The 13,034-nt window shown below is 62.8% G+C and carries 11 protein-coding genes; all 11 read right to left on the reverse strand.

What is annotated here, in order from left to right; translation table 11 throughout:
- Positions 1–55 precede the first annotated feature (55 nt).
- The 11 genes from PA6_RS17765 to serC all read right to left on the reverse strand — a co-directional run bounded on the left by PA6_RS17765 (position 56) and on the right by serC (position 13,034).
- Positions 56–2,056: a polysaccharide biosynthesis protein gene (locus PA6_RS17765; protein WP_043216941.1), complete on the reverse strand. Its 2,001-nt coding sequence runs from the start codon at positions 2,054–2,056 to the stop codon at positions 56–58.
- 45 nt (positions 2,057–2,101) lie between these two features.
- Positions 2,102–3,109, reverse strand: a complete 1,008-nt coding sequence (locus PA6_RS17770; RefSeq protein ID WP_021702343.1) for an MraY family glycosyltransferase — start codon at positions 3,107–3,109, stop codon at positions 2,102–2,104.
- Positions 3,103–4,056, reverse strand: a complete 954-nt coding sequence (locus PA6_RS17775) for an NAD-dependent epimerase/dehydratase family protein (protein ID WP_306303627.1) — start codon at positions 4,054–4,056, stop codon at positions 3,103–3,105. The genes PA6_RS17770 and PA6_RS17775 overlap by 7 nt, the downstream gene beginning before the upstream one ends.
- 118 nt (positions 4,057–4,174) lie before the next feature.
- Entirely contained in the window at positions 4,175–4,459 is a 285-nt protein-coding gene (locus tag PA6_RS17780) for a LapA family protein (RefSeq protein ID WP_043216944.1), read from the reverse strand.
- Between the two features lie 32 nt (positions 4,460–4,491).
- Positions 4,492–4,776, reverse strand: a complete 285-nt coding sequence (ihfB, locus tag PA6_RS17785) for an integration host factor subunit beta (protein ID WP_021702346.1) — start codon at positions 4,774–4,776, stop codon at positions 4,492–4,494.
- Between the two features lie 225 nt (positions 4,777–5,001).
- The gene (rpsA, locus tag PA6_RS17790) at positions 5,002–6,687 is read right to left on the reverse strand and encodes a 30S ribosomal protein S1 (protein ID WP_021702347.1); all 1,686 of its coding nucleotides are present in this window, start codon (positions 6,685–6,687) and stop codon (positions 5,002–5,004) included.
- 150 nt (positions 6,688–6,837) lie between these two features.
- A complete protein-coding gene (cmk, locus tag PA6_RS17795) occupies positions 6,838–7,503 on the reverse strand; it encodes a (d)CMP kinase (RefSeq protein ID WP_021702348.1) in 666 nt (221 codons plus the stop codon).
- Complete coding sequence (locus PA6_RS17800; protein WP_043216947.1) at positions 7,500–9,728, reverse strand: bifunctional prephenate dehydrogenase/3-phosphoshikimate 1-carboxyvinyltransferase; 2,229 nt, start codon at positions 9,726–9,728, stop codon at positions 7,500–7,502. The genes cmk and PA6_RS17800 overlap by 4 nt, the downstream gene beginning before the upstream one ends.
- A 4-nt stretch (positions 9,729–9,732) precedes the next feature.
- Positions 9,733–10,842, reverse strand: coding sequence for a histidinol-phosphate transaminase (hisC, locus tag PA6_RS17805; RefSeq protein ID WP_021702350.1), 1,110 nt, complete (start codon positions 10,840–10,842; stop codon positions 9,733–9,735).
- 9 nt (positions 10,843–10,851) lie between these two features.
- A complete protein-coding gene (gene pheA, locus PA6_RS17810; RefSeq protein WP_021702351.1) occupies positions 10,852–11,949 on the reverse strand; it encodes a prephenate dehydratase in 1,098 nt (365 codons plus the stop codon).
- Complete coding sequence (gene serC / locus PA6_RS17815; protein WP_021702352.1) at positions 11,949–13,034, reverse strand: 3-phosphoserine/phosphohydroxythreonine transaminase; 1,086 nt, start codon at positions 13,032–13,034, stop codon at positions 11,949–11,951. Before serC ends, pheA begins: the two co-directional genes overlap by 1 nt.

Genomic DNA, 13,034 nt, shown 5'->3' on the forward strand with positions numbered 1-13,034 from the left:
TCCAGATGCGCCCTATCAACGTAGGAGGCGGCAGCGCCATGTCAAACCGACAGCATCAGGATTCCGTGCGCTGCTGCACATGAATCCAGTCGACTATTTCTCCTTCCGGGCTGTAACCGCTGACGGTACCTCGCAGCAGCTGCCGCAAATGGCCGTAATCATCCTGCTCGACCGCGCAAAGCAGCTCACGCAGGACCTCCCGCAACGCCTCCCAGGACAGATGCTCCTCGCTGGCCCGCATGATCATGGAATGCGAGGTGGGCTGAGCACCCTCGCCGATCAGCAGCTCCTCGTACAGCTTCTCGCCCGGGCGTAGGCCGGTGAACTCGATGGCGATATCGCCCTGCGGATTGCGCTCGGAACGCACCCCGAGTCCGGACAGATGAATCATCTTCTCCGCCAGATCGAGGATCTTCACCGGCGCTCCCATGTCCAACACGAACACGTCGCCACCCTGCGCCATGGAGCCGGCCTGGATCACCAGCTGCGCCGCCTCGGGAATGGTCATGAAGTAACGGGTGATCGCCGGGTGGGTCACGGTTACCGGGCCGCCCCGGCGAATCTGCTCGCGAAACAGCGGAATGACGGAGCCGGACGAGCCCAGCACGTTACCGAAACGCACCATGCTGAAACGGGTCTTGTTGACCCAGTGCAAACCGGTAGCGTCACCGAACAGCACCGGCGCGGACTCACGACTGAGTGCCTGCAGAGTCATCTCGGCCAAACGCTTGGTGCTGCCCATAATGTTGGTGGGGCGTACAGCCTTGTCCGTGGAGATCAGCACGAAATGGCTCACACCGCTACACAGCGCGGCTTGCGCGGCATACAGCGTGCCCATCACGTTATTGATGACACCTTCGGCGATATTGTGCTCCACAAGCGGCACATGCTTGTACGCCGCCGCATGATAGACAGCGTCCACCCCCCAGCTACGCATCACATCCTGCAGGCGAACCTGGGAGCGTACGGAGCCCAGAATGGGCACCAAGCGACCGGGCAAAGACTCGCGGCGCATCCTCGCCTCAAGCTCTGTATGAATGCTGTAGAGATTGAACTCGCTGTGATCGAACAACAGCAGTGTCTTCGGCTGGCTGCCCAGGATCTGCCGACTCAGCTCGGAGCCGATGGAACCGCCGGCCCCGGTAACCAGCACCGTCTTGCCGCGAATGCAACGCTCGAACAGTTCCATCTGCGGCGGCACGGCATCGCGCCCGAGCAGATCGGCGATGTCCACTTCCTGCACGTCCTCGACCCGAACCTTGCCGCTGGCCAGGTCCATGAAGTCCGGCACCGAGCGGATATGCAGCGGGAACCCCTCGAGATACTGGAGGATCTCCTTGCGCCTGGCCCGGCTCGCCGAGGGAATGGCGAGGAGGATCTCCTGAGCCCCGGTCTCGTTGATCATCTGCTGGATGTGCTTGGGCTTGTAGACCTTCAGCCCGGCAATGACGCGAAAGGCGATGCTGGCATCGTCATCGATGAAGGCCACCGGACGCATGGCCCGGCCGCTGCGCAGAGCGGCGGCCAACTGGTTGCCGGCCGTACCTGCGCCATAGATGGCCACCTTGGGCAGACCGTCGTTACGCCCCATGAACGGCATGGCATGCCGCACATGAAACCAGTCGCCCATGAAGTACTGGCGCATCAGCAGACGCATGCCCCCCACCATCAGCAGACTCAGCCACCAATAGATGAGCACCAGCGAGCGCGGCACCGCAGTTGGTGCCCAGTGATTCCAGTAGACCAGAAGCGCCAGGAACAGCGAGGAAACACTGACCGCCCGAAAAATCGTCAGCAGTGCGTCATTTCCCAGATAACGCAACACCGCCCGATACAGCCCCATACGGATGTAGATGGGGATCGCCACCAGAGGGGCGCAGACAAACAGCCAGAGATGGTCGCCAAACGGATTGACCAGGCTATCGGAACCCAGGCGAATCCAGAATGCCAGCCAGAGCGCCATCCAAGTAATGGCAACGTCAGCCGCTACCTGCACAAGACGCTTGTAGCGGCGTGGCCACCCCAACAGCCAAGGTCGAAAATTCTGAAAATCCATCTGCTTCCGTCGTTCTTATTATCAGTTGACTGTCAGCCCGCCGGGCTATTCGGCAAGACCCGCCCGGTAGCGAAGCGCCAACAGTATCAGCGGCGCATAAGCCAACAGCAGAATAAAAAAACCGTAGCCCCCGTGTGCAGCCCAAAGCGAGAGTGGCAACAACCAGCAGAGGTTTATCACGGCAACCGCAAGGGTAACAGGCAAATGCCGCCCCAACTGACGGGCAGCATGCTGGTAGGCATGGCTACGGTGCGCCTCATAGACGCGGTAGCCCTGCAACAGGCGGCGCAGCAGGGTGACACTGGCATCGACTATGAACACCCCCAGCAGAATCAGCCAGGACCAGAACAGCTCTTGGGCAACCCATGCAGCCTGCAGTGAGAACAACCCGAGCAGCAGTCCCAGATAACCGCTGCCAGCATCCCCCATGAAGATGCGCGCAGAGGGAAAATTCCAGAATAGGAAACCTGCACTGGCCAAGGCCAGTAGAACAGGCAAAAGCACCATCTCGTAACGCCCTGCGAGGGCGTACAGAATGGCCCCTCCCAGGCAGACACAGACCGCCTCCATGCCGGCAATCCCATCAATGCCATCCATGAAGTTGTAAAGATTGAGCAGCCAAACCAGATAGACCAGCCCCAGCAGCCCCCACAACCAGCCGGGCAGCGCGCCAATACCCGGTATCCAAACCTCTGGCATCCCACCCAGCCAGAACAAACCCCAGGTCGCCGCCAGGAAGTGCGCCAATAAACGCCAGCGAGCAGCTAAAGGACGATGGTCATCCACGAAACCGACCAGAGCCACCAAGGCGCCGCTACCTGATAGTGCATAGAACAGCGGCGCAGGCAGCAGATCGGAAAGCGCCAGTACAACCAGCGCCAGACTGCAAGCCACCACTATTGCCATGCCGCCGCCACGAGGCGTCGGCACCCGGTGCGAGCTGCGCGAGTTCGGCACATCCAAGACATTGTGAGCCAGCGCATAGCGGCGCAGCCCCCAAGTCATCAGCCAGGCCAGGCTGAACGTTGCCAGAAGAATCAATACGATCAACATGAGCCATCCTGTTGAAAGCCCTGCGCAGCCTCTCGCAAAGCGACATCAACGGGCACCGGCGGACGCCAGTCAAGCAGCCTGCAGGTCTTGTCTATATCGACCTGAAGATCTCCCCAGAGTCGCGACCATATCCGTTCCATGCCCAGAGACAGGAGCAACACACGCATGCAGACCGCCGGAAGCGATATCAGTCGGGCGGGACACCCCAGGGCAAACCCAAGCCGTCGCAGCAGCTCGGAAGTAGACATATCAACGCCGTCACCCGCGAGAAACACCTGGTTCGCGGCGGCCGGGTGAGCAATGCAGACTGCAAGGAGATCGACCAGATTGGGTAGGGCGACCAGGCTGCGTTTATTGCTGATACCTCCGAGCGGCAGCGGCACACCACGCTGCAACCAACGCATCAGGCTACGGAAGTTGGCCCCGACCCCAGGACCATAAACCAGGGGCGGCCGCACTATCACGACCTCCATACCCGTTGCCGCAGCCAGGGAGCGAAGTGCACGCTCGGCCTCAAGCTTGGAGATACCGTAGGCATCCTTTGGCGCGGGCAAATCATCTGCCGAGAACGGTATGCCCGCCCTGCTCTCCTCGCCGTTTACCTTGATCGAACTGAGAAATACGAAGCGCCGAACACCTGCCGCGGCCGCAGCCCTGGCCAACGCCAATGTCCCCTCTACATTGACCCGACGATATTCCGTCAGAGGCTCAAGACTGGTGTCACGCATGACGTGCACGCGTGCCGCTGTATGCACTACGACATCGACGTCTTGAAACTGCACGGGGGCATAACAGGCTTCGCCGAGATCCCCCAGCAACCTATGCTCAACCCCTGCGGCGACCGGAAAAACTCGACGCCCGGCAGCCAACACCCAGGTATCGGGCTCACTTGCCAGACGTTCTACCAGAGCAGCGCCCACGAAACCGCTGGCCCCGGTAACCAACACACATACAGAACTCAAGAAAACGACCTCTACGCGTCGGCGTCGATGACAACCAGACGAACAACCGAGGCTAGGCCGCAGGCGCAGTCAGGAAACTGTCGGGGAGTCAAACCGCAGGAGTTCAACGCTCCTGCCCCGACTGCCGGGTAAGAACAACAAGCTCACGCCGCAGCTGCGCCACACGCATGCGCCACCTGCCCAGCACCCAGAGACTGAACAGCAGACAGGTCAGCAGACCGAGGATGAAGGAAATCATCATCAGGGCCGCAACCGGCAGCTCTGCGCTGGCGGCACCGAGGAAGACCAGATGGATGCGCTGGGGATTCTCCAGCATGAATAACAGAACAGCCGCGCCGGCCAGCAACAGACACCCGGCGAACAATACACGTTTAGCGCTGGTCAGCATGCTCAGCTCCTTGCGAGCCGTACGGGTCCAGCTCACTCATCTTCATTGACGCGATCGCGCAGTTCCTTGCCTGGCTTGAAATGCGGAACGAACTTGCCGTCCAGGCGAACCGATTCCCCGGTCTTGGGGTTGCGCCCCACGCGTGGCGCGCGATAGTGCAGGGAAAAGCTACCAAAGCCGCGAATCTCGATGCGATCACCGGTTGCCAGTGCCTGGGACATCTGTTCCAGCATGGTCTTGATCGCCAGCTCGACATCCTTGGAGGACAGCAGCCCCTGGTGATTGACAATGCGCTCGATCAACTCCGACTTGGTCATGGTTTTCCCTTCTTTTTCAAGCGGCTAGATCATCTAGTAGGGTGTTTTTAGCACGCCTGAAAAGCTTTGGATAGTCCGGATGTCAAGCGGAGAAAGACGAATGATATGGAAATGGAAAAAATAACCATCAACACCTCGCAGACACTGGCCTGCAAGCGACCGGAAGAAATTGCGGGCACAAAAAAGGGCGACCGAAGTCGCCCTTTTTCCAGCTGAAACCGGAACTTAGTTCTGGTTCATCTGCGCACGGATCAGATCACCGATGGTGGTCGGACCAGTGGTTTCGGCGTCCTGCTTGTTACGCAGCTCTTTCATCGCGTCCTTCTCGTCTTCGACGTCTTTGGACTTGACGGACAGGCTGATAACGCGGGACTTGCGGTCGATGCTGATGATCTTGGCTTCGACTTCGTCGCCTTCCTTCAGCACGTTGCGGGCGTCTTCAACGCGGTCGCGGCTGATTTCGGAAGCCTTCAGGATGCCTTCGATGTCACCACCCAGGCTGATCACGGCGCCCTTGGCGTCCACTTCCTTGACGGTACCGCGCACGATGGTGCCTTTCTCGTTCAGGGAGGCGTAGTTGGAGAACGGATCGTCTTCCAGCTGCTTGATGCCCAGGGAGATGCGCTCGCGCTCCGGATCAACGGAGAGGATGACGGTTTCCAGCTCGTCGCCCTTCTTGAAGCGGCGTACGGCTTCTTCGCCCACTTCGTTCCAGGAGATGTCGGACAGGTGAACCAGACCATCGATACCGCCGTCCAGGCCGATGAAGATACCGAAATCGGTGATCGACTTGATGGTGCCGGAGATCTTGTCGCCCTTGTTGAACTGGCCGGAGAAGTCTTCCCACGGGTTCGACTTGCACTGCTTGATGCCCAGGGAGATACGACGACGCTCTTCGTCGATGTCCAGAACCTGAACTTCCACTTCGTCGCCGACCTGAACGACCTTGGACGGGTGGATGTTCTTGTTGGTCCAATCCATCTCGGACACGTGCACCAGGCCTTCCACACCCTCTTCCAGCTCGGCGAAGCAGCCGTAGTCGGTCAGGTTGGTGACTTTGGCGGTAACACGGGTACCTTCCGGGTAGCGCGCTTTGATGGCGACCCATGGATCTTCGCCCAGCTGCTTCAGACCCAGGGAGACGCGGTTGCGCTCGCGGTCGTACTTCAGAACCTTGACGTCGATCTCGTCGCCAACGTTGACGATCTCGGACGGGTGCTTGATGCGCTTCCAGGCCATGTCGGTGATGTGCAGCAGACCATCTACGCCGCCCAGGTCAACAAACGCACCGTAGTCGGTGAGGTTCTTGACGATACCTTTGACCTGCTGGCCTTCCTGCAGGGATTCCAGCAGAGCTTCGCGCTCGGCGCTGTTCTCGGCTTCCAGCACGCTGCGACGGGAAACGACAACGTTGTTGCGCTTCTGGTCGAGCTTGATGACCTTGAATTCCAGCTCTTTGCCTTCCAGGTGAGTGGTATCACGCACCGGACGGACATCGACCAGGGAGCCCGGCAGGAACGCACGGATACCGCTGACGTCGACGGTGAAGCCGCCTTTGACCTTACCGTTGATAACGCCCTTGACCACTTCTTCAGCGGCGAAAGCTGCTTCCAGAACGATCCAGCACTCAGCACGCTTGGCTTTTTCGCGGGACAGCTTGGTTTCACCAAAGCCATCTTCAACCGCGTCCAGCGCCACGTGCACTTCATCACCGACGTTGATGGCCAGTTCGCCAGCATCGTTGTAGAACTGCTCAAGCGGGATCAGGCCTTCGGACTTCAGACCAGCGTGGACGGTGACCCAGCCAGATTGGTAGTCGATATCGACGACAATCGCGGTGATGATCGCGCCAGCCTGAAGATTGAGGGTCTTTAGGCTTTCTTCAAATAGTTCTGCAAAGCTTTCGCTCATGTTGATTCCTGTTGATCAAGGGCGGGGATTCGCCCAAACCACACTCCAGACAATGTGGGTTCGTTCATGTAAAAAGAGGCCTGCGGGACTATGACTGGTCTCCCGCCTGCCTCCTTGCGAGCCTTTCGACTTAAGACAGCCGTGACTCATTTACCCGACGAGATCGCGATTGGCGACTTCGCTGAGAATTCTTTCCATTACCTGCTCGATGCTCAACTCGGTGGAATCCAGCTGAACGGCATCTACTGCCGGCTTCAGGGGCGCCACTGCGCGTTGCATGTCGCGCTCGTCGCGCGCACGAATCTCGTCTAGCAGACTCGGCAGGCTAACACCTTCCACCTTGCCTTTCAACTGCAGGTAGCGGCGGCGGGCACGCTCCTCGGCACTGGCGGTCAGGTAAATCTTCAGCGGCGCGTCCGGAAATACCACGGTGCCCATGTCGCGACCGTCGGCCACCAGGCCCGGCGCCTCGCGGAAAGCGCGCTGGCGCTGCAGCAGCGCCTCGCGCACCGCCGGCAACGAAGCGACCATGGAAGCACCGGCGCCGACCTGCTCGTTGCGGATGGCGTCAGTGACTTCCTCGCCCTCGAGAATGATGCGCTTGTCGACGAACTGCACGTCCAGATGGGCGGCTAGCGTCTTCAGCGCTTCCTCGTTGGTCAGGTCGATACCGTGATTACCGGCGGCGAAGGCCAGCAGGCGATAGAGCGCGCCGGAATCCAGCAGCTTCCAGCCCAGCTTGGCGGCCAGCAGACCGGCGATGGTGCCCTTGCCCGAGCCGCTCGGTCCGTCGATGGTGATGACTACGGCGCTCATTTGCCCTCCTCCGCCACGCGGATACCGGCGCCAGCGGCCAAACCGAGGAAGTTGGGGAACGACGTGGCGACGTTGGCGCAGTCGTGGATGCGGATCGGTGCCGTGGCGCGCAGCGAGGCGACGCTGAAGGACATGGCGATACGGTGGTCGCCGTGGCTCCACACCTCGCCACCACCGATCGGGCCGCCCTCGATGATGATGCCGTCCGGGGTCGGCTCGGCCTTCACGCCCAGAGCGATCAGGCCGTCAGCCATCACCTGGATGCGGTCGGACTCCTTCACCCGCAGCTCCTCGGCACCGCGCAGCACGGTGCGGCCTTCGGCACAGGCGGCAGCGACGAACAGCACCGGGAACTCGTCGATGGCCAGCGGCACCAGGTCCTCGGGGATGTCGATACCCTTGAGTTTGGCCGCGCGCACGCGGATGTCCGCGACGGGCTCGCCGCCGACTTCGCGCTGGTTTTCCAGGGTCAGGTCGGCGCCCATCAGCTTGAGGATGTCGATCACGCCGGTGCGCGTCGGGTTGATGCCGACATGCTCCAGCACCAGCTCGGAACCCTCGGCGATGCTGGCAGCAACCAGGAAGAAGGCAGCCGAGGAGATGTCCGCCGGCACTTCGATATGGGTAGCGCTGAGCTTGTGACCGGACTCGACGCTGGCGACATTGCCATCCACCGTTACCGGGTAGCCGAAACCGCGCAGCATGCGCTCGGTATGGTCACGGGTCGGTGCCGGTTCGGTGACACTGGTCTCGCCGGCGGCATACAGGCCGGCCAGCAGCAGGCAGGATTTGACCTGGGCACTGGCCATCGGCATTTCGTAGCTCATGCCGGTCAGGCGCTGGCCACCGCGAATGGTCAGCGGCGGACGACCTTCCGGACCGGTCTCGATCACCGCGCCCATCTCGCGCAGCGGCTTGGCCACGCGGTTCATCGGACGCTTGGACAGCGAAGCGTCGCCGGTCAGCACGGTGTCGAACGGCTGTGCAGCCAGCAGACCGGAGAGCAGGCGCATGGAGGTACCGGAGTTGCCCAGGTACAGCGGGCCGGGTGGCGGCTGCAAGCCATTCAGCCCCACGCCATGAATGGTCACCTTGCCGTGGTGCGGCCCCTCGATCACCACGCCCATGTCGCGGAAGGCCTGCAGAGTGGCCAGGGCGTCCTCGCCCTCAAGGAAGCCCTCCACCTGGGTCACGCCTTCGGCCAGCGAGCCGAGCATGATCGAGCGGTGCGAGATGGACTTGTCGCCCGGTACGCGGATGCGGCCGGAGAGCGAGCCACCGGGATTGGCGAGATAGATCAGGTCGTTCGAGTGCATGGCGTCCACATAGGCCCTGCGGGCCAGGATTTTGCTGAAATGCTCGCGGGCATGCCGGGCGCGGGTGAACACGCCCAGCAACTGATGCCCGTCCCCAGCGTCGACCGCGCCGCGCAGGGCGTCGAGGTCATCGCGAAATGCGTCGAGGGTGCGCAGCACCGCCTCGCGGTTGGCGAGGAAGATGTCGTGCCACATCACCGGGTCGCTGCCGGCAATCCGCGTGAAGTCGCGGAAACCACCGGCGGCGTATCGGAAGATTTCCAGGTTCTCGCTGCGCTTGGCCAGCGAGTCGACCAGGGTGAAGGCCAGCAGGTGCGGCAGGTGGCTGGTGGCGGCCAGCACCTGATCGTGGTGCTCCACCTCCATGTGTTCCACATCGGCACCCAGGGCGCGCCACAGGCCGTCGATCAGCGCCAGCGCCGAGGCATCGGTGGAGGCCTGCGGCGTGAGAATGACCTTGTGACGGCGGAACAGCTCGGCATTGGAGGCCTCCACCCCGCTCTGCTCGGAGCCGGCGATCGGATGCCCCGGTACAAAGCGTGCCACCTTACCGTCGAAGGCCAGGCGCGCCGCGCGCACCACATTGCCCTTGGCGCTGCCGACATCAGTCAGCACAGCGTCGCCCAGCTCCAGCCTGGCTAGCTGGCCCAGCAGCTTTTCCATGGCCAGGATAGGCACCGCCAGCTGGATCACCGCGGCGCCCTGACAGGCGGCCGTCAGCTCGGTTTCGCAGCGGTCGACCACGCCCAGCTCCACGGCCAGGCGCCGCGACTCGGCATCCAGATCCACGCCGACCACTTCGTCGAACAGCCCCTTCTCGCGCATACCTTTGGCGAAGGAGCCGCCGATCAGGCCGAGCCCCACCACCACCAGGCGGCCGAGTTTGCCCGGCGCGTGTTGCAGCGGCATTGCATCAGCCACGGAGAATCTGCTCCAGCGCCTCGAGGAAGCGGGCGTTCTCGCCCTCGGTACCGATGGAGACGCGCAGGAAGGTCGGCATACCGTAGCCGGCCACCGGGCGCACGATGACCCCAGCTTGCAGCAGCGCCTGGTTGATCGGTGCGGCGTCGCAGCCGAAGTCGACGGCGATGAAGTTGCCTTTGGACGGAATCCAGCTCAGCCCCAGGCGACGGAAGCCCGCCTCCAGCTGCGCCATGCCGGCATCATTGGTGCGGCGGCTGGCCGCCAGGTAGTCGGCATCGTCCAGCGCCGCGCAGGCGGCGGCGAGGGCCAGGCTGTTGACGTTGAACGGCGCACGCACGCGATTGAGCACATCGGCCACCTGCGGAGAGCTCAGTGCATAGCCGACGCGCAGCGAGGCCAGGCCATAGGCCTTGGAGAAGGTGCGCGAGACCAGCAGGTTCGGGTAGCGCGCCAGGTAGTCGAGGCCGTCCGGCAGTTCGTCACCCTCGGCGTACTCGATATAGGCCTCGTCCAGCACCACCAGCACGCTCTGCGGCACGCGGGCGAGGAAGGACTCCAGCGCGTCCGGGCCGAACCAGGTACCGGTCGGGTTGTTCGGGTTGGCGACGAACACCACGCGGGTATTGGCGTCGATGGCGGCCAGCATGGCCTCCAGGTCGTGGCCATGCGCCTTGGCCGGCACCACCTTGCCCTGGGCGCCGACAGCCTGGGTGGCGATCGGGTACACGGCGAAGGCGTACTGGCTGAACACGGCGTTGAGGCCTGGCGCCAGCCAGGCGCGGGCGACCAGGTCGAGAATGTCGTTGGAGCCGTTGCCCAGGGTCACCTGGGCCGGAGTCACGCCGCAGCGGGCAGCCAGTTTGGTCTTCAGCTCGAAGCCGTTGCCGTCCGGGTAGCGGGTCAGCTCGGCCAGCTCGGCACGGATCGCCTCCAGCGCCTTGGGCGACGGGCCCAGCGGGTTCTCGTTGCTGGCCAGCTTGACGATGCCGGCCGGGTCGAGATTCAGCTCACGGGCCAGCTCGTCGACCGGCTTGCCCGGCACATAGGGCGAGAGTTTCTGCACGCCCGGCACGGCCAGGGCGAGGAAATCGCAACTCATGATGGCTCCTCAGAGAACCGCTTTCGGGTAGGAACCCAGCACCTTCAGGGCGACGGCTTCGCTGTTGATCTTTTCCAGCACGTCCTTGATCAGCGGGTCCTGGTGGTGGCCGACGAAGTCGATGAAGAACACGTAGGTCCACTTGCCGCTGCGCGACGGGCGGGTCTCGATGCGGGTCAGGTCGATGCCGTTGGTGTGGAACGGCACCAGCAGCTCGTGCAGGGCACCCGGCTTGTTGCGCATGGAGACGATGACCGAGGTCTTGTCGTCGCCGGTCGGCGGCACTTCCTGGCTGCCGATGATGAGGAAGCGCGTGGAGTTGTCCGGGCGATCCTCGATCTTTTCCTGCAGCTTGGTCAGGCCGTAGAGACTCGCCGCCATGTCGCCGGCTATCGCCGCCGAGTTCCACTCGCTCTTCACCCGCTTGGCCGCTTCGGCGTTGCTGGAAACGGCTACGCGCTCGACGTTCGGGTAGTGCGCGTCCAGCCACTTGCGGCATTGCGCCAGGGACTGGGCGTGGGAGTAGATGCGGGTGATCTTGTCGGTCTTGGTCGTATCACCGACCAGCAGGTGATGGTGGATGCGCAGCTCCACCTCGCCACAGATCACCATGTCGTGCTCGAGGAAGCTGTCCAGGGTGTGGTTGATCGCACCCTCGGTGGAGTTCTCCACCGGCACCACGCCAAAGTTGACCGCGCCGGCGGCCACTTCGCGGAACACCTCGTCGATGGCGGCCATCGGCACGCTGATCACCGAATGACCGAAGTGCTTCATCGCCGCGGCCTGGCTGAAGGTGCCTTCCGGGCCGAGGTAGGCGACCTTGAGCGGCTGCTCCAGCGCCAGGCAGGAGGACATGATCTCGCGGAACAGCCGCGCCATCTCCTCGTTGTCCAGCGGACCCTTGTTCAGCTCCATGATGTGCTTGAGCACCCAGGCTTCGCGCTCGGGGCGGTAGAACACCGGCTTCTCGCCCTCCGGCAGAGAAGCCATCTTCACCCGCGCCACGTCCTGGGCGCAGCGTGCGCGCTCGCTGATCAGCTCGAGGATCTTCTCGTCGAGGCTGTCGATGCGAACCCGCAGCGCCTTGAGCTGATCGGCGTCACTCATCAGCCGTGCTCCTTCTCGAACTCCGCCATGTAGGCCACCAGGGCCTCCACGGCATCCAGGCCGGTGGCGTTATAGATGGAGGCACGCATGCCACCCACCGAGCGATGGCCCTTGAGGTTGAGCAGGCCGCGCGCTTCGGCGCCGACCAGGAAGGCCTTGTCCAGCTTCTCGTCGGCCAGGCGGAACGGCACGTTCATCCACGAGCGCGCGCTCGGCTGGATCGGGTTGGTGTAGAAGTCGCTGGCGTCGATGGCCTTGTACAGCAGGTCCTTCTTGGCCTTGTTGCGCTTCTCCATCGCGGCGACGCCGCCCTGCTCCTTCAGCCACTCGAAGACCAGGCCGGAGAGGTACCAGGAATAGGTCGCCGGAGTGTTGTACATGGAGCCGTTATCGGCGGCGACCTTGTAGTTGAGCATGGTCGGGCAGACGCTGCGGGCGCGACCCAGCAGGTCTTCGCGGATGATCGCGACGACCAGCCCGCTGGGGCCGATGTTCTTCTGCGCGCCGGCGTAGATCAGGCCGAACTTGGAAACGTCGATCTCGCGGGAGAGGATGTCCGAGGACATGTCCACCACCAGCGGGGTGTCGCCCACCTCGGGGATCCAGTCGAACTGCAGGCCGCCGATTGTCTCGTTGCTGGCGTAGTGCACGTAGGCGGCGTCTTTCGACAGCTGCCACTCGTTCTGCCCGGGAATGGCGAAGTAGTCGTAGCCCTTGGCGCTGGCGGCGACATTGATGTTGCCGTAGCGCTGCGCCTCCTCGATGGCCTTCTTCGACCAGATGCCGGTCTCGATGTAGTCGGCCACGCCGTCTTCCGGCAGCAGGTTGAGCGGGATCTCGGCGAACTGCTGGCTGGCGCCACCCTGCAGGAACAGCACCTTGTAGTCGCTGGGGATGCTCAGCAGGTCGCGCAGATCCTGTTCGGCCTTCTCGGCGATGGCCACGTACTCGTCGCTGCGATGGCTCATTTCCATCACGGACAGGCCCTTGCCCTGCCAGTCGAGCATCTCCGCCTGGGCACGCTCCAGAACGGCGGTGGGAAGCGCGGCCGGGCCGGCGCAGAAGTTATGGGCGCGTTTGCTCAC

This window comes from Aquipseudomonas alcaligenes NBRC 14159, assembly GCF_000467105.1.
GTDB lineage: Bacteria > Pseudomonadota > Gammaproteobacteria > Pseudomonadales > Pseudomonadaceae > Aquipseudomonas > Aquipseudomonas alcaligenes.

Excerpts from the sequence above, each read along its gene's own strand:
- PA6_RS17770 (WP_021702343.1), bottom strand. The coding sequence starts at position 3,109 with ATGTTGATCGTATTGATTCTTCTGGCAACGTTCAGCCTGGCCTGGCTG.
- pheA (WP_021702351.1), bottom strand. The coding sequence starts at position 11,949 with ATGAGTGACGCCGATCAGCTCAAGGCGCTGCGGGTTCGCATCGACAGC.
- PA6_RS17780 (WP_043216944.1), bottom strand. The coding sequence starts at position 4,459 with ATGCTGACCAGCGCTAAACGTGTATTGTTCGCCGGGTGTCTGTTGCTG.
- hisC (WP_021702350.1), bottom strand. The coding sequence starts at position 10,842 with ATGAGTTGCGATTTCCTCGCCCTGGCCGTGCCGGGCGTGCAGAAACTC.
- cmk (WP_021702348.1), bottom strand. The coding sequence starts at position 7,503 with ATGAGCGCCGTAGTCATCACCATCGACGGACCGAGCGGCTCGGGCAAG.
- ihfB (WP_021702346.1), bottom strand. The coding sequence starts at position 4,776 with ATGACCAAGTCGGAGTTGATCGAGCGCATTGTCAATCACCAGGGGCTG.
- PA6_RS17800 (WP_043216947.1), bottom strand. The coding sequence starts at position 9,728 with ATGCCGCTGCAACACGCGCCGGGCAAACTCGGCCGCCTGGTGGTGGTG.
- rpsA (WP_021702347.1), bottom strand. The coding sequence starts at position 6,687 with ATGAGCGAAAGCTTTGCAGAACTATTTGAAGAAAGCCTAAAGACCCTC.
- PA6_RS17765 (WP_043216941.1), bottom strand. The coding sequence starts at position 2,056 with ATGGATTTTCAGAATTTTCGACCTTGGCTGTTGGGGTGGCCACGCCGC.